Below are 20,968 nucleotides of genomic sequence, written 5' to 3'. Positions count from 1 at the left end.
GACAGCATGCCAGCGCACGGCCGGATCACAGCACAAGGGTTGCTTATGGCACGCCAACACTCCGGCTCCCTGCAGGTCTGGCGCCGGGCCCCGACCGGTGGCGATGCTTGAGCGCAATTGCGACCCACACCAAAGCCGGTGTCTCGCCCGAACCGCATCCCCATGGAGTGAACGATGTCCCTCGTGCCCACCTGGCAGCTTCGCGCACGATTCGCCGTGCGTCTCGCCGAGCTCTACGGCGGGGAGGTGCCCGCGTACAACACGCTCGTGGACGTCTCCACCCAGGTGAACCGGCGCGTCATGGAGCGCGAGGGCCACGACGCCGAGCGCCTCGGTTCGATCGAGCGCGTCACCGCCGAGCGCCACGGCGCCATCCGCGTCGGCTCGCCCGAGGAGATGTCGCAGGTCGCCCGCGTGTTCGGCGCGTTCGGCATGTACCCCACAGGCTTCTACGACCTGCGCGACGCGCAGCCGCAGCCGATCCCCGTCGTCTCGACGGCCTACCGTCCGCACGACGCCGACGAGCTCGCGAAGAACCCGTTCCGCGTGTTCACCTCCATGCTCGTGCCGCAGGACCGCCGCTTCTTCACCGAGGACCAGGAGCGTCGCCTGCTCGACTTCCTCGGCGCCCGCCAGCTGTTCGTCCCCGAGCTGCTCGGGCTCGCCGACAAGGCGTCGGAGCAGGGCGGCCTCGAGGAGGCTGACGCCGACCGCTTCCTGCAGCTCGCCGGAGAGGCCTTCGAGCTCGGCACCGAACCCGTCGACCGGGCCTGGTACGAGGAGCTCGCCGCCGTCTCCGGCGTCGCGGCCGACATCGGTGGCATCACGTCGACCCACATCAACCACCTCACCCCGCGCGTGCTCGACATCGACGACCTGTACACGTCGATGCAGGCCCTCGGCATCGAGATGATCTCCGAGATCCAGGGCCCGCCGGACTGGGAGGGCCCCGACCTCCTGCTCCGCCAGACCTCATTTCGCGCCCTCGCCGAGGACCGCGCCTTCCGCGAGGCCGACGGCACCGTCTCCACCGGCCAGCTCCGCGTACGCTTCGGCGAGGTCGAGCAGCGCGGCATCGCGCTCACCCCGAAGGGCCGCGAGCTGTTCGACCAGATGGTCGCCGAGACCGACCGGCGCCTCGCCGAGACCGAGGGTGGCGTACGCGTCGACATCGCCCGCGCCGTGTGGCGCGAGATGTGCCCGCGCACGGAGGCAGAACTCCACGAGCAGGGCCTGGCGTACTTCGCCTACGCCGTCGCCGAGGACAGGCAGGGCAAGCCGGAGTCGTCCGATCTCAAGACGCTGATTGCCGAGGAATGGGTCACCGCCGAGCCCATCGTCTACGAGGACTTCCTGCCGCGCTCCGCCGCCGGCATCTTCAACTCCAACCTGACCAGCCACGGCTCGAAGGACGATTCGCAGCAGGCCACCGACCGCGACATGGACTGGCTGTCCTCGGTCATCGGCCGCGAGATCGTCGCCCCCGAGACCCTGTACGCCGCCCAGTCCGAGGCCTCCCTCGCCGCGGCCGCCGAGCGTCTCGGCATGTCCACGATCACCCGCTGATCTCCCCCGACCCCAAGGATCCGCACATGCCCAACCTCCCCTCCTCCGCGAGCGTCGTCGTCGTCGGCGGCGGCGTCATGGGCGTCGCCACGGCGTACGAGCTCGCGACGCACGGCATCACCGACGTCGTGCTGCTCGAGGCCGCCGACTTCGGCGGGGCCTCGACCTGCCGTGCCGCCGGTGGCGTACGCGCCCAGTTCTCTGACGAGGTGAACATCCAGCTCGGCGCCCGCAGCCTCGAGACGTTCGAGAACTTCCAGCAGAAGTTCGACCAGGACATCGACCTCCACCAGGTCGGCTACCTGTTCTGCCTCGACAACGACGAGGCGCTCGTGAAGTTCGAGCGCAACGCGGAGCTGCAGACCAACCTCGGTCTCGAGAGCCGCATCATCTCCGTCGAGGAGGCGAAGAAGCGGTCGCCGTACATCTCCACCGACGGCCTCGTCGCCGCCGCCTGGACGCCGCGGGACGGCCACTGCACGCCCGAGTCGGTGGTCGGCGGTTACGTCCGCGCCGCCCGCAAGGCCGGGGCGACGCTGGTCAACAACTGCAGGGTGACCGGCATCGACGTCGTCGACGGCCAGATCCGTGCTGTCGAGACCGAGGGTGGCCGCATCGAGACCGAGACCGTCATCTGCACCGCCGGCGCCTGGTCGAAGCAGGTCGGTGACTGGGTCGGGGTCAACCTGCCCGTGGAGCCGCTGAAGCGCCAGATCCTCATCACCGAGCCCATCCCGGGCCTGCCCGTCGACACGCCGTTCACGATCGACCAGGCCACCACCCTCTATTTCCACAACGAGGGCCCTGGCCTGCTGCTCGGCATGTCGTACTCCGAGCAGGAGCCCGGCTTCTCGATCTCCCAGACCGACGACTGGCTCGAGGAGCTGGCCGAGGCCATGGAGCGTCGCATCCCGTCGCTGGCCGATGTCGGCTTCGCGTCCGGGTGGGCGGGTCTCTACGAGAACACCCCCGACCACAACGCGCTGATCGGTGAGGCCGAGGGCGTCTCCCGCTTCCTCTACTGCACCGGGTTCTCCGGTCACGGCTTCCTGCAGGGACCGGCCTGCGGCGAGGTCATGCGTGATCTGTACCTTGACCAGCAGCCCTTCGTGGACGTCTCCGGCATGTCGGCGGCCCGTTTCGCCGACAGCGGCCTGCGTCCTGAGTTCAACATCGTCTAATCCCCAGTCCCACCTGAAACGAAAGTTGAAGAACGTGACCGATTCCGCCATTCCCACCGCCGAGGACCTCGCCGGCCGCGCCAAGGCCGCCGCCGAGCGCTGTGGCGTCGACTGGGCCGCCGTCCAGGGCGACCAGGACGTCCTCTCGCCAATCAACGGCGAGGTCGCCCACTCCGTGCGCTGGAACACGGCCGTCGACGTCGACGGCATGGTCGCCACCGCCAAGGAAGCCTTCCTGCAGTGGCGCACAGTCCCCGCCCCGGTGCGCGGCGCCGTCGTCAAGCGCCTGGGTGAGCTCCTCACCGAGCACAAGGAGGACCTGGGCGAGCTCGTCTCGATCGAGGTCGGCAAGATCACCTCCGAGGCCCTCGGCGAGGTTCAGGAGATGATCGACATCTGCGAGTTCGCCGTCGGCCTGTCGCGCCAGCTGTACGGCAAGACGATGGTCTCGGAGCGCCCCGGCCATCGCCTGATGGAGACCTGGCACCCGCTGGGCGTCGTCGGCGTCATCTCGGCGTTCAACTTCCCCGTGGCCGTCTGGTCGTGGAACACCGCCCTCGCGGTCGTCTGTGGCGACCCCGTCATCTGGAAGCCGTCGGAGGCAGCGCCGATGTGCGCACTGGCCACCAACGCGCTCATGCAGCGCGCGCTGGCCGACTGCGGTGCCCCCGCCGGGCTGTCGCAGGTCGTCATCGGTGCCGCCGACGTGGGCGAGGCCCTCGTCGACCACCCGGACGTCGCGCTGCTGTCGGCCACCGGCTCGACCCGCATGGGCAAGGCCGTCGGCCCTCGCGTCGCAGACCGCTTCGGCCGCTCGCTGCTGGAGCTCGGTGGCAACAACGCGGCGATCGTCGCCCCCTCGGCCGACCTCGACCTGGCCGTCCGCGGCATCGTGTTCGCCGCCGCCGGCACCGCGGGCCAGCGCTGCACCACGATGCGTCGCGTCATCGCCCACGAGTCGATCGTCGACGAACTGGTTTCGCGCCTGAAGACGGTTTTCGAGAAGCTCCCGATCGGTGACCCGCGCACCGAGGGCACCCTCGTCGGCCCGCTGATCAACGACAAGTCGTTCGCCGGCTACGAGAACGCCGTGAAGTCGGCGCTGGAGCAGGGCGGCGAGCTCGTCGTCGGCGGCTCGCGGCGTCTGGCCGACGAGGCCCCGAACGCCTACTACGTCGAGCCTGCGCTGATCCGCATGCCGGGCCAGACCGACATCGTGCGCTCGGAGACCTTCGCCCCGGTGACCTACATCCTCACCTACTCGGGCGAGGTCCGTGAGGCCATCGCGATCAACAACGACGTGCCGCAGGGCCTGTCGTCGTCGATCTTCACCTCCGACATGGCCGAGGCCGAGCTCTTCGTGTCCGCCGAGGGCTCCGACTGCGGCATCGCCAACGTCAACATCGGCACCTCCGGGGCCGAGATCGGCGGCGCGTTCGGTGGCGAGAAGGAGACCGGAGGCGGCCGCGAGTCCGGGTCCGACGCGTGGCAGGCATACATGCGCCGTGCGACGAACACGATCAACTACTCCGGCGAGCTCCCGTTGGCGCAGGGCGTCAACTTCGACGTCTGATCGACAGCACCTGCCTTCGCCCCCGTGCCGCGCAAGCGGTCACGGGGGCGCTCGCGTCTTACGGGGCTCCTCGTCTCGCTACGCTCTCTCGGACTACTGGAGAAGGGGTTCGCTCGAAGCACAGGCGCGCAGACCGATCCCGGGCGCCCGGCGCCTGGATCGCCTTCAGGCGATGCCCACGCGCACGGCGAGGTCGTCGACGAGCCGGCTGAAGTAGGCGTCGGTCGGGTCGACGGTGCCGACGAGGTGGCCGAACCGTTCGAGCGACACGACGCCGAACAGGTGGGTCCAGGCATCGACGAGCGCGCCCATGGTCACGAGGTCGAGGTCGGCGCCGAAGTCTGCGGCGACGGTCTCGAGCTGGGTACGCAGGGCGCCGGTCGGCTCGGGGCCCCCGGCGCGGCCACCGGCATCGACGGCGATCCCCACGAGGACGCGGGCCGCGCGGGCGGCCGGCTCGAGGGTCTCCTGGGGGGCGGCGTAGTCGGGCACGGGCGAGCCGTAGACCAACGCCCACTCGTGCGGGTGGGCGGCGGCCCAGGTGCGTACGGCGTGGCAGGACTTGCGCCAGCGGGTCAGGTGGTCGGACCGCCGGGCGCTGCGGTCGGCCTTCTCGACGTGCTCCCCCAGCGCGTCGTACGCCGCCGTGATCAGGCGTGTCAGCAGCTCGTCGCGACTCGCCACATAGCGGTAGACCGCGGACGAGGAGACCCCGAGTTCGCGCGCGATCGCGCGCAGCGACAGGTTCTGTGGGCCGACCACGGCGAGCTGGTCGCGGCCCAGCCGCAGGATGCGGTCGAGCGTCTCGGCGTGGGCGATCTGGCGTGGTGTGGGCACCTTCCCATGGTCATCGACGAGATCGCCGCACACAACAGAGAGCACCGCTCTTGATTTTTCCACGCCGATCGTCCACTCTCGAAATCAGAGAGCATCGCTCTCGGATTTGGGGAAGGAACACATGAATCGCTTCGAACGTCGTCTCAACGAGCTGGTCGGCGCGCTGGTCCGCCGGGGCGTACCTCTGTTCGGCGCGCGCTGGCTGGAGGTACGCGGCCGTCGGACCGGGCGGTGGCGCGGCACGGTGGTGAACCCGATGGTCCACGAGGGTGCCCACCACATCGTCGCACCGCGCGGCCAGACGCAGTGGGTCCGCAACCTGCGCGCCGACGGCACCTGTCGCCTCGCAGGCACGACGTACACCGCCACCGAGCTCCCCGTGGACGACCGCGGGCCGGTGCTGGAGCGCTACCGGCGCCGCTGGGGGTGGCAGGTCGCGTCCTTCATGGACGCGCCGCCCGACCCGGGCGCCCACCCGGTCTTCCGACTCGAGGTGGCCCGATGACTCCGCTGCAGTGGGTGCTCGGCACCTGGGCCTTTCTCGCCGAGCTGGGGTTCGGGGCGGGACTGGCGTACGTGGGATGGCGACTCGGCCGCGGGGTCCATCCCGCGGTGGGCGCCCTCACGGCTGCCATCGCGCTGGTGGGCGGGATCGCGATGTGGGCCACCTGGTTCTCACCAGACGCCGACCGCCGGCTCGTCCTGTGGCCGCGCGTGGCGGCGGCGTCCGTGCTCATGGTGGCGACCGGGGGCGGCGTGGCCGCGCTGGGGCGGCCGCGCTGGGGGCTGGCACTGGCCGTGGCGGGCTCGCTGGCGATGGTCGTGGCCCAGCCCGCGCTGGAGGCCTGAGCGGGTGGCGGGATCAGGCCGGGCCGCGGCGCCCCGTGGCCAGGTCGAAGCGCCAGCGCAGGTCGCCGCCGGCCACGGTCCACACCGGGTCCGCCTCGGCGACGGTCGCGTACGGGTTGGCCATGCGTCCCGCAGGATGCTGGTCGACGACCCGTCCGTCGACGGAGAAACCGTCCACGGTGCCGAAGCGCATCTCTTTCTCGGTCGGTGACTCGTAGCGCACCGAGAAGCCGGGCGAGGCGTCCTTGCCCACCGGGGGCGCCGCGGCGACCTCGACGCGGGCGGCCCGATGGGCGTCGACGAATGCGTCGAACGATCCCCACCGTGCGCGGTCACCGACCTCGCTGATCCAGACGTTGTCGGGGCCGCCGTCGGCGACGAGGTCATAGCGACTCCCGAGCCCGGCCGGGTTGGGGCCCGGCTCGGCGAACTGGGCGTCGCGGTGGGACCACAGGGCGACGTAGCCGTCGCCCTTGCGCCCGAACACCCAGTGACCGTGCTGGCGGACCTCGTCGAACCTCTCGGTCGGGAAGTACGCGTGGGTCATCGGCAGGAAGTTCGCGTCCTCCCCGGTGCCGCCGCGGTAGGCGGGCGAATAGATCGCGATCAGGGCGCCGTTCGACTGGGCCGTCCGCGGCATCGTCACTGCGCCGTTCCAGTAGAGGTCGCCGTCGGCCCACGTGCCGGTGTCGGCGGTGCCGGGGTGGGTCGTGAACACGACGGCATCGGACCCGAGAGTCGCCTGCCACGCGTGGTACTGGCGACCGAAGCAACCGGGGCGGTAGTCCTGCACGCTGGACAGCATGGCGTCGGCACGTCGGTGGACGACCGTGTCGGCCCGCGCGAGGAGGCCTTGATTGACCTGGCAACCCAGCGCGTACGCCGCGTACTGCGCCGCACGCGGGTCGAGTTTCCGCTCGGGGCCGATGACGCGCGCCAGCGGCGCGAACAGGTCGGTCGTCCACAGCCGGTGCTCCTCGATGGCGCGCATCGACAGCGGCACGACCTGCCAGGCAGTCATGGCGCCGCGGTCCCACCAGAACTCCAGCGCCTCTGGATCGGTGTAGGAGGTGCCGGGCGGCGGCACGGCGAGCCCGAACGGCTCCTGCGGGTCGATCGGCACGCCGGTGCGCTGGCGGCCGGTGAACGGGGCGGGGTCCACGGCGACGCGGCGGATGGCCTCGGGGATGCGGTAGCGCGTCGCGGAGGCGAGCAGCACTGCGGCGAAGTCGGTGCGGTCGGAGTAACCCTCCGGGCTGGTGCCGTACGCGAGGTGGAGGAGGTCGTGGACGCCCTGCGTCGAGGCCCGCGCCTTGTTCTTCATGTAGGAGCGGCCGTGGGAGACGCCGAGGTTGCCGTCGAGCTGGTTGACGGCGAGGTCGAGGGCGAGCATGTCGAGCATCGCCATGGCCCGGTCGGCGATGGCCGGTTCGGCGTGCTCGGCCAGCATCAGCAGGGGCTGGAGGTCCTCGGCGTAGTAGACGTCGGACTGCCACTCCGACATGCCCCAGCGGGCCTTCTCGTCGAGCCAGCGGATGATCCGCTCGCGGCCGCGCTGCGCGTGGACGCGGCCCGGCTCAGCGGTGATGGTGAACGTCGCGTCGGGCAGCTCGCGCCCGGCCAGGTATTCGAGCGTGTGGGCGATGATGCGGTGGTTCTCCGACCAGAACCACTTGTGGTCGACCACCCCGTCGGGCAGCGGGTCGGTGTACCAGTAGCGGTAGTCGAGGATGCGCCTCTCCAAAGCGGCGCGGGTGGCGGGATCAAGGCGGTCGCGTCCGGCATGCCAGGCCAGCCACAGGCGCATCTGGTCGAAGTCGCTGGTGTCGCGATGGCCGTCGATCTTGTCCAGGACCGGGCGCAGCCCGGCCTCGGTGACGCGCCGCGGGTCGAAGGCGTACGCCGGCTCGGCCTGCTGGCGGGCGAGCGCGGCGACGATCGAGTCGAGGGAGGTGGGGTCGACGCGTTCGGTGACGCGATGGAGGTAGTCCTTCTGGCGGGCGGCCCACCAGTCGGAGGCGACGAGCCCGTCGGTCCCGGGCGGTGGGGGCGGCCTGTCCGCACCGCCGGTGCACGAGGTGACCACGAGGGACAGCCCGAGGAGGAGTGCGACGAGCGTCCGCGTACGCAGGATCACACCCGGGCTCGGGCGAGGCGAGGAGGATCGGCGCATGCGACGGGGCTCCAGGGGCTCGGGGGGTGGCGTCGCCCCCCAGTCTCCCAAGCCGCTCAAGTCGCGCCGCACGTGGTGGTCCCAAGAAGTGAGACCCGTCCCCGCGGATTTGGAATAATGGGGCCATAGGTGCTGTTAATAGGACATGAGCATCTCGAACAACATCACCGAACTCGTCGGCCGCACGCCTCTCGTCCGTCTCAACAGGGTGACGAAGGACTCACACGCCGAAGTCGTGGCGAAGTTGGAGTTCTACAACCCTGCCAGCTCCGTCAAGGACCGCATCGGCGTCGCGATCGTGGACGCCGCCGAACGCTCGGGTGAGTTGAAGCCCGGCGGCACCATCGTCGAGGGCACTTCCGGCAACACCGGCATCGCCCTGGCTCTGGTCGGTGCCGCACGCGGCTACAAGGTCAAGCTCGCCATGCCCGAGACCATGTCGAACGAGCGCAAGGCGCTGCTGCGCGCGTACGGCGCCGAGCTCCACCTCACCCCGGGCGCGGACGGCATGAGGGGCGCCGTCGCGAAGGCCGAGGAGCTCGCATCGGAGGACAACGCGATCCTCGCCCGTCAGTTCGCCAACGAGGCCAACGCCGAGATCCACCGCCGCACGACGGCCGAGGAGATCTGGGCCGACACCGACGGCCAGGTCGACATCTTCGTCGCGGGCGTCGGCACCGGCGGCACGATCACCGGCGTCGGCCAGGTGCTGAAGCAGAAGAACCCCGACGTGAAGATCGTCGCGGTCGAGCCGAAGGAGTCCCCGCTGCTGTCGGGTGGCCAGGCCGGCCCCCACAAGATCCAGGGTATCGGCGCCAACTTCATTCCCGAGATCCTCGACCGGGACGTCATCGACGAGGTCCTGCCCGTCGACGCCGCCACCGCCGTCGACTACGCGCGTCGCTCCGCCACCGAGGAGGGAATCCTCGTCGGCATCTCCTCGGGTGCCGCCCTCGCCGCCGCAGTGGAGGTCGCGCAGCGCCCCGAGAACGCCGGCAAGCGCGTCGTCGTGGTGCTGCCCGACTTCGGCGAGCGCTACGTCTCGACCATCCTGTTCGAGGGCCTGGCCGGCTGACGATGGGCACGCCCGAGCTCTCCCGTTTCACCGCGCTGCTGTCCCCCGCCACCCTTCAGGGCGTGCGGGACCGCTTCGCCGAGGATCTAGAGAACGCCCGCACCAACGACCCCGCGGCGCGGTCCACCGCGGAGCTGCTGCTGGCCTACCCGGGCCTGCACGCAGTTTGGATGCACCGCGTCGCCCATGCGCTGTGGACCGACGGCGCCCACCTGTCGGCCCGCCTGCTCTCGCACGTGAACCGTGCGCTGACCGGCATCGAGATCCACCCCGGCGCCACGATCGGCCGCCGGTTCTTCATCGACCACGGCATGGGCGTCGTCATCGGCGAGACGGCGGTCATCGGTGACGACTGCATGCTCTACAACGGCGTGAACCTGGGCGGCGTGACCCTCCAGAAGGTCAAGCGCCACCCCACGCTGGAGGACGGAGTGAAGGTCGGCGCTGGCGCCCGCATCCTCGGGCCGATCACCGTCGGCCAGGGTGCCCGCATCGGCGCCAACGCCGTCGTCACCAAGGACGTCCCCGCAGCCGCGACGGTCGTGGGTGTCCCCGGGCGCGTGCTCGAGCGCGCGCCGATGATGTTCGAGCCGGAGTGGATGATCTGAGCCCCGCCGCTTCCCGATGCTCTGGTTGACTGGGCCCCGTGCCCGAAGGTGATGCCGTCGTCCGAGCCTGCCGCCGCCTCCACGCGGCGCTGGCCGGGCGGCGCCTTCGTCGTGGTGAGTTGCGCGTGCCCGCGTACGCCACCCTCGACCTGGCCGGTGCGACCGTCACCGAGGTGGTCCCGCGCGGCAAGCACCAGCTGATCAGGCTGGACGACGGGCGCACGCTCCACACCCACATGCGCATGGACGGCGCGTGGAAGGTCGTCGCCACCGGCACCCGACCACCCGGCCCTGCCCACGAGGTCCGCGTCCTGCTCGCCAACGACACCGAGGCCGCGTTCGGCCTGCGCATCCACGACGTCGCCGTCGTGGCCACCGCGCGCGAGGACGACCTCGTCGGTCACCTCGGCCCCGATCTGCTCGGCCCCGACTGGGATACCGACGAGGCCGTGCGCCGGCTCGGCGCCCGGCCGGAGCGCACCATCGGCGAGGCACTGCTGGACCAGCGCAACCTCGCCGGGCTGGGCACCATCTATCGCGCAGAACCCCTTTTCCTGCAGGGCATCCACCCGCGTACGCCGGTCGGCACCCTCACCCCCGGGAGGCTGCGCCGGCTGGTCGTCCGCGCACAACGGCTGATCGCGGCCAACGTCGACGGCCAGACCCGACGGGCGGTGTTCGAACGGACGGGCCGCCCTTGCCCACGCTGCGGCACCCCCATCGCCCACGAGGAGTTCGGCCCCCTCGGTCAGGAGCGACACTCCTACTGGTGTCCGCACTGCCAACCGCCGCTGTGAGCGGTCATCTGCAGTCCCGCCGTCTGAGGGGACCCGCGCACGGCGTGCTAGCCTTCGCTCGGCCCCACGGCCGCCCCTGCACAGCGAAGTCCGGTGAGATCCCGGCACTGTCCCGCAACGGTAGAGCTCCCACGAGCGAGTCCGGTCGCCTGCTGCACGGGCATCGTTCCATCCCCTCGAGGAAGGGGAGGCACTGTGTGCTTGCACCCAGGTCTCCCTGAGACCTGACAAGGAGCAACCATGCATCTCCGCCGATGTCCGGGCGCCGCAGCGCTCACCCTGGCCCTGCTTGTCACGGGCTGCGGGCAGGCAGTCCAAAGCCCGACAGCCCCCGCACCAGCTGACAACGCCCCCATCACGGTCGAAAGCTGCGGCATGAGCACCGACTTCCCCTCTCCGCCGGCGCGTACCGTCGCGCTCACCTCCAACGCGACAGAGACCCTCCTCGAGCTCGGGCTGGGGGACCGAATGGTGGGCACGGCCTACATGAGGGGCCGCGAGATCGCCCCCAAGTACTCCGAGGCGTACGCGAAGATCCCCGTCCTGTCGACCGAACAGCCGACGATGGAGCAGCTCATCGCCGTGCAGCCTGACTTCGTCTACTCCGGCTATCCCGACGGCTTCAGCCCCAAGACGGGCCACACGCGCGAACAGCTGCGGGACTCGGGGGTGAAGTCACACCTGACACCAGAGGGTTGCGCGAAGGGCGCCGTCAAGGTCGATGACATCTACTCCGAGATCGAGACGATGGGCAAGGTGTTCCGGGTCGAAGACCGCGCCCGGGTCAGCGTGACATCCCTCCGCGAACGTGTCGAAGCCGTGCGCACGCGGGTGGGCTCGCAGCGCCCGGTCAAGGTGTTCCTCTATGCGTCTGGCACGGACAAGGCAGCCACCACCGGCAGGAACAGCATGGCAACCGCGCTGATCAGGGCAGCCGGCGGCGAGAACGTCTTCGCCGACGTGAACGAGCGGTGGATGAGCGTCTCCTGGGAGCAGGTGGCCGAGCGCAACCCCGACATCATCCTCGTGCGCGAGGAGGGCACCACGCCCCAATACCAGTCGCCCTCGGTGGCCAGCAAGATCGAGGCGCTGAAGGGCGTCCCCGTGATCTCGCAGACGACGGCGATCAAGGACAACAGGTTCGCCACGCTGACCCTCTCCCAGCTCCAGCCGGGTCCATACTCGATCGACGGGATCGAGCACATGGCCAAGCAGTTCCACCCTGCCTCATGACGTGGCTGACCCACGACCAGCGCGGCGCCGTCGAACTCCTGCGTACGCCGGCCGCCGAGACGACTGCGGACATGATCCGGGCCCCCCGGACTGCGTTCGCGGGATGGCTGGCGCTGGCGGTGGTCGTGATGGCCTTGCTGGCGATGGCCGGACTCCTGTGGGGGTCGGTGCGGGTCGACCCCGTGACCGTGGTGAAGATTCTCAGCCATCGCGTCTGTGGCGACTCGTGCGTCGCACCGGCATGGACACGTAGCCAAGACCTCATCATCGCTGACGCCAGATTGCCCCGCGTCCTCCTCGCCGCCCTGGCGGGCGCCGGCCTCGCCACCGTCGGCACGGTCATCCAGGCAGTGCTCCGGAACCCGCTCGCAGACCCCGGCATCCTCGGCGTCTCGTCGGGTGCAGCGACGGGTGCGGTGCTCGTGCTGCGCCTGTCGTCGGTCGGGGCGGTCAGCATGGCCCTCCTCAACACCGGCGCGCTGCTCGGCGCGGTCTTCGCGGTGGGTGTCGTCACGCTGGTCGCCGGCCGAGGACACGGAGGCGCCTCCCGGCTCATCCTGTGTGGGGTCGCCGTCTCGGCCATCCTGTCCGCGACGACCAGTCTGGTCGTGCTCACCTCGCCCGACCCGACGCTGGCCGGTCAGGTGTTGCAGTGGACGCTCGGCGGCTTCGGCGGCACGACTTGGTCGGACGTCGCGGCCCCCCTGGTGCTCGTGACGGCCTGCCTGGCCGTTCTGGTGCCTCTCTCGCGGCTTCTGAACCTCGCCATCATGGATGAGGATGCCGCGACCTCGCTGGGGCTGGACGCCCGACGGTTCCGGGCGGTCATGGTGGCGCTGTGCGCGCTGGTGACGGCGGTCATCGTGTCGGTCTCGGGCGTCGTGTCGTTCGTCGGGCTGATGATGCCGCACGCCGCGCGCCTTCTGGTGGGGGCTGACCACCGGCGCACGCTCCCCCTGGCGGCCGTCCTGGGAGCCGCGTTCCTCGTGGCTACCGACCTCGTGGCACGAACCGCGTGGATCCCGGTCGAGCTCCCCGTCGGAATCATCACCTCCCTCGTCGGTGGGCCGGCGTTCGTCCTGCTGGTGCGCCACCGGGCGGGAGCGCGATGACTCGACTCGTCATCGACGGGGTCGCCGTCGAGCTCGGTGGGACACGGATCGTCCACGGCGTGGACCTAGTGGTCGGTTCCGGAGAGATCGTGGGGCTGGTGGGGCCCAACGGCTGTGGCAAGTCGACCCTTCTCCGGTCGGTCTTTCGCGCCGTCAGACCCGCCGCGGGACGCATCCAGCTCGGTGGAGACGACCTGGCCGCTCACGGCATCCGCTGGGTCGCCCAGCGGGTCGGCGTCGTCGTGCAGGACTCCCAGACCGATTTTCCCCTGACCGTGTTCGATGTCGTCCTGCAGGGTCGCACCGCCCACAAGCGGCCTTTCGACCGCGACAGCGCCTTGGACTTCGCCATCGTGACGGCAGCCCTCGAAACGGTGGACCTGTCCGCACTGAAAGACCGCCCCCTCGACCATCTCTCGGGCGGAGAGCGCCAACGGGTCTTCATCGCACAGGCGATCGCGGCACAGCCTTCGCTCCTGGTGCTGGACGAGCCACTCAATCACCTCGACCTGCACCACCAGCATGCGTTGATGCACCTGTTGGGCGCGCTCGGGACGAGCTGTCTGGTGGCCCTGCACGACCTGAACATCGCCGCACGGTACTGCGACCAGATCTGCCTGATGGCCGACGGTCGCGTCGTGGCGTTCGGCCCCCCAGCAGACGTCTTCGTCCGCGAACAGCTCGAGGAGGTCTATCAGGTGCCCGTGACCGTCGTCCCGCATCCCGAAGACCAGAGCCCGATGGTCGTGGTCCGATGAGGTGGGCGGTGCTGACGCACACCACGGGCGTCCCCGATGAGATCCTTGACCAGGACCAGGACCCGGGCGCAGTCGCCGTCCAGAGGGCCGTCGACGTCGCCGTGGCCGCCGAACAGGGCGGGCTGGACGCGATCTGGTACGCCGAGCACCACTTCGGCGCCCAAGGCGGCTTCCTGCCAGACCCGCTGCCTGTGATCGCCGCGGCGGCACAGGTCACCACAAACATCCACCTGGGAACCGCCGCAGTCACACTGCCCCTCGCCGAACCGCTGGCCCTGGCTCGCACCGTGGCCGTGGTCAACGCGCTCACCGACGGCCGGCTCCAGCTCGGGCTCGGATTGGGATCCAACCCGCAGGCCAGCGCCGCTCACGGGATCGTCCACGACGAGCGGCACACAGCGTTCGCCCGAAACCTGGCCACGCTGACTACAGCGTTGGCCCCCCGCGCGGGTGGTCCACCCCTCGTCCCAGCTCCCGACGGACTCCTGTCTAGGCTCTGGGTCGCCACGACCAGCGAAGAGGGCGCAGAGGCCGCTGCCAGGGCCGGGCTGGGACTCATCGCCGGGCGGCGGCGGACACCCCCTGACGGCCCCCAGGCCGAGGACCGGCGAACGGCGGACCTCATCCGGCGCTACCGAGACCTCAGTGTGCAACCACGTGTGGCGCTATCGCGTCCGGCACTGACCATGAACCCCCACGCCCCGGCCCTGGTCGCCGTCGTGGCCCGTCACGTCGAAGAATCGGTTCGATCTGGCCGACTCCCGCACGGGTGGACCACCGGGAGGTGGATCTCCAGCGGCGCCATGGCGCTCGGCTCGCCGGAGCAAGTCCTCGACAGGCTCACCGAGGACCCCTGCTGGGAGCTGGCCGACGAGGTCGTGATCCACCAGCGACCGCTCGACGCCTTCCCAGACACACTGGCCATCGAGACAGCTGCGGCCCTGGCTCGCCTGACCTGACCGCGTCAGGCGTTCTTCTCGCGGGCGATCTGTTCGTGGTGGCGGACGACCTCGGAGACGATGAACGTCAGGAATTTCTCGGCGAACTCCGGGTCGAGGTGAGACTCGTCGGCCAGCGCACGCAGCCGCGCGATCTGGCGCTGCTCGCGCTCGGGGTCGGCGGGCGGCAGGCCGTGCTCGGCCTTGAGGTGTCCGACGCGCTGGGTGATCTTGAACCGCTCGGCGAGCAGGTGCAGCAGGGCGGCGTCCATGTTGTCGATGCTGCCGCGCAGGCGCTCGAGCTCGGCGGTCACCTCGTGGTCGGTCATGGCGGGCACTCTACGCAATTCACCGTGTGTACCCACCCCCGGAATCCGGATGTCAGGATCGCGTGGTCGACTGGTGCCATGTCCACGCGCGACCTCGACCTCGTCCTGTTCGGCTGCACCGGCTTCGTCGGTCGTCTCACCGCAGCCCACCTCGTCCGCCACGCCCCCCGCCTGCGCGTCGGGCTCGCTGGACGCTCCAGGGAGCGTGTCGACAGCGTCCGCGCCGAGCTGGGCGTCGACTGGCCCGTCCTCGTCGCCGACAGCGGTGACGTGGCGTCGCTCGACGCGATGGCGAGGACCTCGCGGGTGGTCGCCTCCACCGTCGGCCCGTACGCGGAGGTGGGTCTCCCGCTGGTCGGCGCGTGCGTCGCGGCGGGCACCGACTACGTCGACCTCACCGGTGAGGTGCTGTTCGTCCGCGACTCGATCGACCTGTTCCACGACGCCGCGCAGGTCTCGGGGGCGCGCATCGTGCACTCGTGCGGCTTCGACTCGGTGCCGTCGGAGCTGGCGTGCTTGCTCGCCGCGGACGCCGCGGAGGACGCCGACGAGGGCAAGCTCACCGACACCACGTTGTTCGTGCGTCGGCTGCGGGGCGGCATCTCCGGTGGCACGATCGCCTCGCTGAAGGGTCAGGTCGACGCCGCGACCTCGTCGGAGCGCGCCGCCCGGCTCACCGCCGACCCGTACGCGCTCTCCCCCGTCCGGGCCGATGCGCCGGAGGTTCCGGAGCCGGAGGTCGTCGTGTCGCGCACGGGCGACCGCTGGAGCGCGCCCTTCTTCATGGGCCCCTACAACCGCCAGATCGTCCACCGCAGCAACGCGCTGATGAACCTGCGCTACGGCCCCGGGTTCAAGTATCGCGAGCTCCACGACACCGGGCGCGGGCGGGGCGCGTTCGCGCGCGCGGTCTCGTTGGCCGGCATGGTGCCCGCCGCAACCGCCGGCCTGACGTTCGGGCCCACGCGCAGCGTGCTGGACCGGGTTCTGCCCGCGCCGGGCGACGGCCCGTCGGAGCGTGCGCGAGAACGGGGCGCCTTCACGATGGAGGTCGTGTCGACCACCACGACCGGTGCGCTGGTCCGGTCCCGTGTCTCGGCGGAGGTCGACCCCGGTTATGACGGCACGGCCATCATGCTCGCCGAGGCCACGCGTACGCTCCTCGACGAACCGGGGCCCGGTGGCGTGCTGACACCGGCGACCGCGCTGGGGACCGCGTACGCGACGCGTCTGGAGACGTACGCGTTCGGCTTCGAGACGCTGGTGCGTCCGGGTCACTGACCCTCCCTCACGAAGAATGGTCAGCCAGACGCTAGGTGGATCGGCGCCCCCCTGAGAGCAATGGGAGCGGACTCCCCTCCGAGCCTCGGAATCGAGGCGCCCCCGTCGTAAGGAACACAAAGGAGAACCCCTGCGGCGGCCCACGCAACACAGTGCTTGAGCCGCCGCGGGGGTTGGACGATTGCGACGACGACAGGGGACCCTCGCGCGCGACCGCCCGCGAGCCGGGGCCAGCTAGCTCGAGACGACGATCTCCACGCGCTGGAACTGCTTGACCTCGGTGTAACCGGTGGTGGCGAGGGTGCGGCGCAGGGCGCCGACGAGGTTCATGGTGCCGTCGGCGACGGACGAGGGGCCGGTGAAGATCTCCTCGAGGGTGCCGATCTGACCGAAGGGTACGCGCTCGCCGCGGGGCAGCTCGGCGTGCCAGGCCTCGGCACCCCAGTGCCAGCCCTGGCCGGGGGCCTCGGTGGCGCGAGCGAGGGGCGAGCCGACCATGACGGCGTCGGCGCCGCAGGCGATGGCGCGGGCGATGTGGCCGGAACGACCCACGGCGCCGTCGGCGATGACGTGGACGTAGCGGCCGCCGGACTCGTCCATGTAGTCGCGGCGGGCCTCGGCGACGTCGGCGATGGCGGTGGCCATGGGGACGGAGATGCCGAGGACGTCCTGGGTGGTGTGGGCGGCGCCGCCGCCGAAGCCGACGAGGACACCGGCGGCGCCGGCGCGCATGAGGTGGAGACCGGCCTGGTAGGTGGCGCAGCCGCCGACGATGACGGGCACGTCGAGGGTGTGGATGAACTCCTTCAGGTTGAGGGGTTCACGCACGGTGGAGACGTGCTCGGCGGAGACGGTGGTGCCGCGGATGACGAAGAAGTCGGGTCCGGCGGCCTCGAGGGTCTTGGCGAACTCGGCCGTGTTCTGGGGCGACAGGGAGCCGGCCGCGGGTACGCCGGCGTCGCGGATCTGTTTCATGCGGGCGGTGATGAGCTCGGCCTTGATGGGCTCGGCGTACAGCTGCTGCATGCGGCGGGTGGCTTCGACCTGGTCGTCGATGCGGGCGAGCTCGTCGAACAGCGGCTGGGGGTCCTCGTAGCGCGTCCACAGGCCTTCGAGGTTGAGGACGCCGAGGCCGCCCAGGCGGCCGACGGTGATGGCCGTCTCGGGTGACATGACCGAGTCCATGGGGGCGGCGACCATCGGGAACTCGAACTCGACGGCGTCGATCTTCCACTTGAGCGACACCTCCTCGGGGCCGCGGGTGCGGCGCGTGGGCACGATGGTGATGTCGTCGAGCGAGAAGGCGCGCTGGGCCTTCTTGGAACGGCCGATCTCGTACATGTTCATTCCCTTCAGGAGCGGTCCCCTTGTGGTCCCCCGGGCGCGCTCACGCCCGAGACGTCACGACTGGTGGTTGGTGTAGTTGGGGGCCTCGACGGTCATCTGGATGTCGTGGGGGTGGGACTCGCGCAGGCCGGCGGAGGTGATGCGCACGAAGGAGCCGCGCTCCTGCAGCTGGGGGATGGTCGAGGCGCCCGTGTAGAACATCGACTGCCGCAGGCCGCCGACGAGCTGGTAGGCCACGGCCGCGAGCGGGCCGCGGTAGGGCACCTGGCCCTCGATGCCCTCGGGGACGAGCTTGTCGTCGGAGGTGACGTCGCCCTGGAAATAGCGGTCCTTGGAGTAGGAGGCCTTACGGCCGCGGGCGGCCATGGCGCCGAGCGATCCCATGCCGCGGTAGGTCTTGTACTGTTTGCCGTTGATGAAGGCGAGCTCGCCGGGCGACTCCTCGCAACCGGCCAGCAGCGAGCCGAGCATGACGGTGTCGGCGCCCGCGACGAGGGCCTTGGCGATGTCGCCCGAGTACTGCAGTCCGCCGTCGCCGATCACGGGTACGCCGTACTGCTTGCAGGCGCGGGCGGCGTTGTGGATGGCGGTGATCTGGGGTACGCCGACGCCGGCGACCACGCGCGTGGTGCAGATCGAGCCGGGTCCGACGCCGACCTTGACGCCGTCGACACCGGCCTCGCACAGGGCCTTGGCCCCGGCGTACGTGGCGACGTTGCCTCCGATGATGTCGACCTCCTTGTCGGCGGTCTCCTTCTTGAGGCGGCGGACCATGTCCGTGACGCCCTGGGAGTGACCGTGGGCGGTGTCGACCACGAGGCAGTCGACACCGGCCTCGACGAGGGCCATGGCGCGCTCCCACGAGTCACCGAAGAAGCCGATGGCCGCGCCGACGCGCAGACGGCCGTGGGAGTCCTTGGACGCCATCGGGTATTTGTCGCGCTTGACGAAGTCCTTCAGCGTGATGAGGCCCTTGAGGCGGCCCTCGTCGTCGACGAGCGGGAGCTTCTCGATCTTGTTCTCGGCGAGCAGCTTCATGGCGTCGTCGCCGGAGATGCCGACCTTGCCGGTGACCAGCGGCATCTTGGTCATGACGTCGCGCACGAGGCGATCGGGATCGGTCTCGAAGCGCATGTCACGGTTGGTGACGATGCCCAGCAGCTTCATGTCGTCGTCGACGACGGGCACGCCCGAGATGCGGAAGTGGCCGCACATCTCGTCGACCTGGCCGATCGTCGCCTCGGGGGTGACGGTGATGGGCTGGTCGATCATGCCCGATTCGGAGCGCTTCACCTGATCGACCTGCGAGGCTTGCTCCTCGATCGGCATGTTGCGGTGCATGATGCCGAGTCCGCCCTCGCGAGCCATGGCGATGGCCATGCGCTGCTCGGTGACGGTGTCCATGGCCGAGGACAACAGCGGGATGCGTACGGAGATGTTCTTCGACACCCGCGAGGACGTGTCGCACGCCGATGGGATGACGTCGGACTCGTTGGGCTGGAGCAGGACGTCGTCGAAGGTGAGGCCGAGGGCCTCGAACATGGGGGGTACGCCAGCGGGAGTCAGCTCGGACACGGGAACCTTTCGCCGAAGTGGACCGCCCGGCGCGGTGGCTGGGCTCAAGGGATCATGCTACCGCGCGGGACGGACGCCCCGCGGTCCCGCGGGTCAGCCGCGGACGTGCCCGGTCGCGGTGTCGTACGCGCCCCGGGTGCCGGGGCGGTTGATGCGCAGGCCGGGCGTGCTCGTCCAGAACATCCAGCCGAGCGCTGCGCCGAGCAGGTAGCCCGGCAGCGGCCGCAACGAGAAGTACTCGACGCCGGACTCGACGGTGAGGAACATGATCATTCCGGCGATGATGAGGCGGAAGACCGGGTCGCTGTAGCGCAGCATGCCGAGGTAGAGCCCGCCCCACATCAGGTACCAGGCGTGGAAGCCGGCGCCCCCGAGGCCGATGGCGGCGAACGCCCAGGCCATCCAGCGCAGCGGGTGGTCGTCCCAGTCGGTGGGGATGCGGGCCTCGCCGGTCGAGTGGTGGCGTACGCGCCGGGGGAAGACCTTGTCGGCGAAGAAGTAGCGCCAGGCGAGGTAGGCGCAGAACAGCAGGCTGAGGCCGGTGAAGACGCGGGTGAACTGCGGGAGCAGGCCGTACTGGATGGGCTCCATGCCGAGCTTGAGCAGCGTCGGGTAGACGACCTGCTCGACGACGCTGGCCGGCGACATGCCCCAGGTGCGCTCGTGGATCTTGGTGGCCTCGATCCAGCCGTAGCCCAGCCCGGTAACCCAGGTGAGCGCGGCGAACGTGGCGCAGGCGATCGCGACGGACGCGGCGCACTGGACGAGCATGGTGACAAACCGCTTGCCGAGGGTCATGTCCTTCAGCCGCGTACGCACGGGCAGCAGCCCGATCGCGATGGCCGCGAGGATGCCGGGCTGCTTGAAACCGGCACCGAGGCCCACGAGGATCGCGGCGGGGACGAGCGCGCGGTTTCCGTACCGCACGGCGAGCCAGGCGGCGAGCAGCACGAGCGCGAGCATCCAGGCGTCGTTGTGCATGCCACCGACGAAGTGGATCAGCATGAGCGGGTTGAGGACGGCGAACCACGAGGCAACGGTCGGGTCGACGCCCAGGTCGCGTGCGAACCTCGGCACGGCCCACGCGATGATGGCGACGGCGAGCAGCGCGGGGATGCGCATGGCGATGACGGAGATGAGCCCGTTGAACCCGGTCAGCCAGGCGACGAGGTGTTGCACCTCGAGGGCGAGCGGCGGGTAGACCGCCGTGGTTCCCTGCCACACGGGGTGGACGTTGACGGCGAACGGACCACCGGAGCGGCTGAGGCCGACCTCGTAGGGGTTCTTCCCGAGGTGCATCGTCCAGCCCTGGTCGGCGTACAGGAAGGCGTCGGTGGAGAAGATCGGCGGGGCGAGCAGCGCCGGGATCGCCCACAGAGCGAGGACCAGCGCGTGGTTGACGTGGGGTGCGCGGGCCGGGCGCAGGAGCAGCCAGGCCCGGAAGAGGAGGATCACGCCGAGGGCGATGAACACGTGGCCGAACCCGCTCTTGAGCACGCCACGCACCAACGACATGCCGGGGATCTGATTGAGGCCCCTCGCGGGCGTGAACCCGGGGGTCATCACGGCGATGGCGAGCAGCAGCATGCCGATCATCCCGGAGAGGACGCCCGGTGTGCGCCACAACGAGGTGCGGTCCTCGGTACTGGTCATCGTGTCCTCTCTGTTCGGCACCACGGCATGCTAGCCCAGAAACGCACAGGTCCCCGGCCGCCTGGAGCGGCCGGGGACCCGGT

19 protein-coding genes are annotated in these 20,968 nt (G+C 70.3%); 13 read left to right on the top strand and 6 right to left on the bottom strand.

Going from position 1 to position 20,968, the window contains the following annotated elements; genetic code table 11:
- Positions 1-174 precede the first annotated feature (174 nt).
- From hglS to amaB, 3 genes are read left to right on the top strand one after another with little or no spacing between them, the layout of a single operon-like run.
- Complete coding sequence (gene hglS, locus ACYVGD_RS12500) at positions 175-1,566, top strand: 2-oxoadipate dioxygenase/decarboxylase (RefSeq protein WP_460744039.1); 1,392 nt, start codon at positions 175-177, stop codon at positions 1,564-1,566.
- A 26-nt stretch (positions 1,567-1,592) separates the two neighbouring features.
- Entirely contained in the window at positions 1,593-2,747 is a 1,155-nt protein-coding gene (locus ACYVGD_RS12495) for an NAD(P)/FAD-dependent oxidoreductase (RefSeq protein ID WP_460744038.1), read from the top strand.
- 34 nt (positions 2,748-2,781) lie between these two features.
- Positions 2,782-4,320, top strand: coding sequence for an L-piperidine-6-carboxylate dehydrogenase (gene amaB, locus ACYVGD_RS12490; RefSeq protein WP_460744037.1), 1,539 nt, complete (start codon positions 2,782-2,784; stop codon positions 4,318-4,320).
- Positions 4,321-4,485: 165 nt separating this feature from the next.
- On the opposite strand, the gene ACYVGD_RS12485 is transcribed toward amaB, so the two are convergent.
- On the bottom strand, positions 4,486-5,157 hold the full coding sequence (locus ACYVGD_RS12485; protein WP_460744036.1) for a TetR/AcrR family transcriptional regulator: 672 nt from the start codon (positions 5,155-5,157) through the stop codon (positions 4,486-4,488).
- A 121-nt stretch (positions 5,158-5,278) separates the two neighbouring features.
- Between ACYVGD_RS12485 and ACYVGD_RS12480 the strand changes: the two genes are divergently transcribed.
- Together ACYVGD_RS12480 and ACYVGD_RS12475 are read left to right on the top strand one after the other, a co-directional pair.
- Positions 5,279-5,662, top strand: a complete 384-nt coding sequence (locus ACYVGD_RS12480; protein ID WP_460744035.1) for a nitroreductase/quinone reductase family protein — start codon at positions 5,279-5,281, stop codon at positions 5,660-5,662.
- Positions 5,659-6,006: a DUF2568 domain-containing protein gene (locus ACYVGD_RS12475; protein WP_460744034.1), complete on the top strand. Its 348-nt coding sequence runs from the start codon at positions 5,659-5,661 to the stop codon at positions 6,004-6,006. The genes ACYVGD_RS12480 and ACYVGD_RS12475 overlap by 4 nt, the downstream gene beginning before the upstream one ends.
- 13 nt (positions 6,007-6,019) lie before the next feature.
- On the opposite strand, the gene ACYVGD_RS12470 is transcribed toward ACYVGD_RS12475, so the two are convergent.
- Positions 6,020-8,179 carry a hypothetical protein gene (locus tag ACYVGD_RS12470; RefSeq protein WP_460744033.1) on the bottom strand — a complete coding sequence of 720 codons (2,160 nt, stop codon included), beginning with the start codon at positions 8,177-8,179 and terminating at the stop codon, positions 6,020-6,022.
- A gap of 145 nt (positions 8,180-8,324) precedes the next feature.
- Between ACYVGD_RS12470 and cysK the strand changes: the two genes are divergently transcribed.
- The 7 genes from cysK (at position 8,325) to ACYVGD_RS12435 (ending at position 14,721) form a co-directional block, all read left to right on the top strand.
- A complete protein-coding gene (gene cysK, locus ACYVGD_RS12465) occupies positions 8,325-9,254 on the top strand; it encodes a cysteine synthase A (protein ID WP_460744032.1) in 930 nt (309 codons plus the stop codon).
- 2 nt (positions 9,255-9,256) lie between these two features.
- Positions 9,257-9,862: a serine O-acetyltransferase EpsC gene (gene epsC, locus ACYVGD_RS12460; protein WP_460744031.1), complete on the top strand. Its 606-nt coding sequence runs from the start codon at positions 9,257-9,259 to the stop codon at positions 9,860-9,862.
- A 38-nt stretch (positions 9,863-9,900) separates the two neighbouring features.
- Positions 9,901-10,659 carry a DNA-formamidopyrimidine glycosylase family protein gene (locus ACYVGD_RS12455; protein WP_460744030.1) on the top strand — a complete coding sequence of 253 codons (759 nt, stop codon included), beginning with the start codon at positions 9,901-9,903 and terminating at the stop codon, positions 10,657-10,659.
- A 375-nt stretch (positions 10,660-11,034) separates the two neighbouring features.
- Positions 11,035-11,892, top strand: coding sequence for an ABC transporter substrate-binding protein (locus ACYVGD_RS12450; protein ID WP_460744029.1), 858 nt, complete (start codon positions 11,035-11,037; stop codon positions 11,890-11,892).
- Complete coding sequence (locus ACYVGD_RS12445; protein WP_460744028.1) at positions 11,889-13,004, top strand: FecCD family ABC transporter permease; 1,116 nt, start codon at positions 11,889-11,891, stop codon at positions 13,002-13,004. The genes ACYVGD_RS12450 and ACYVGD_RS12445 overlap by 4 nt, the downstream gene beginning before the upstream one ends.
- Positions 13,001-13,762: an ABC transporter ATP-binding protein gene (locus ACYVGD_RS12440; RefSeq protein WP_460744027.1), complete on the top strand. Its 762-nt coding sequence runs from the start codon at positions 13,001-13,003 to the stop codon at positions 13,760-13,762. Before ACYVGD_RS12445 ends, ACYVGD_RS12440 begins: the two co-directional genes overlap by 4 nt.
- A gap of 8 nt (positions 13,763-13,770) precedes the next feature.
- Positions 13,771-14,721 carry an LLM class flavin-dependent oxidoreductase gene (locus tag ACYVGD_RS12435; protein WP_460744025.1) on the top strand — a complete coding sequence of 317 codons (951 nt, stop codon included), beginning with the start codon at positions 13,771-13,773 and terminating at the stop codon, positions 14,719-14,721.
- A gap of 5 nt (positions 14,722-14,726) precedes the next feature.
- On the opposite strand, the gene ACYVGD_RS12430 is transcribed toward ACYVGD_RS12435, so the two are convergent.
- Entirely contained in the window at positions 14,727-15,029 is a 303-nt protein-coding gene (locus ACYVGD_RS12430; RefSeq protein WP_460744023.1) for a chorismate mutase, read from the bottom strand.
- Positions 15,030-15,107: 78 nt separating this feature from the next.
- Between ACYVGD_RS12430 and ACYVGD_RS12425 the strand changes: the two genes are divergently transcribed.
- Positions 15,108-16,310 carry a saccharopine dehydrogenase family protein gene (locus tag ACYVGD_RS12425; protein WP_460744022.1) on the top strand — a complete coding sequence of 401 codons (1,203 nt, stop codon included), beginning with the start codon at positions 15,108-15,110 and terminating at the stop codon, positions 16,308-16,310.
- A gap of 234 nt (positions 16,311-16,544) precedes the next feature.
- On the opposite strand, the gene ACYVGD_RS12420 is transcribed toward ACYVGD_RS12425, so the two are convergent.
- The 3 genes from ACYVGD_RS12420 to mptB all read right to left on the bottom strand — a co-directional run bounded on the left by ACYVGD_RS12420 (position 16,545) and on the right by mptB (position 20,885).
- Positions 16,545-17,651 (bottom strand): GuaB3 family IMP dehydrogenase-related protein, encoded by a 1,107-nt coding sequence (locus ACYVGD_RS12420; protein WP_460744021.1) that lies wholly within the window; start codon positions 17,649-17,651, stop codon positions 16,545-16,547.
- A 60-nt stretch (positions 17,652-17,711) separates the two neighbouring features.
- Entirely contained in the window at positions 17,712-19,199 is a 1,488-nt protein-coding gene (gene guaB, locus ACYVGD_RS12415; RefSeq protein ID WP_460744099.1) for an IMP dehydrogenase, read from the bottom strand.
- 126 nt (positions 19,200-19,325) lie between these two features.
- Complete coding sequence (gene mptB / locus ACYVGD_RS12410; RefSeq protein ID WP_460744019.1) at positions 19,326-20,885, bottom strand: polyprenol phosphomannose-dependent alpha 1,6 mannosyltransferase MptB; 1,560 nt, start codon at positions 20,883-20,885, stop codon at positions 19,326-19,328.
- Positions 20,886-20,968: the final 83 nt, after the last annotated feature.

The organism is Mariniluteicoccus endophyticus (assembly GCF_054780035.1).
The sequence above is the reverse complement of the archived record's forward strand: the minus strand, read 5'-3'. Positions and strand labels throughout refer to the sequence as shown.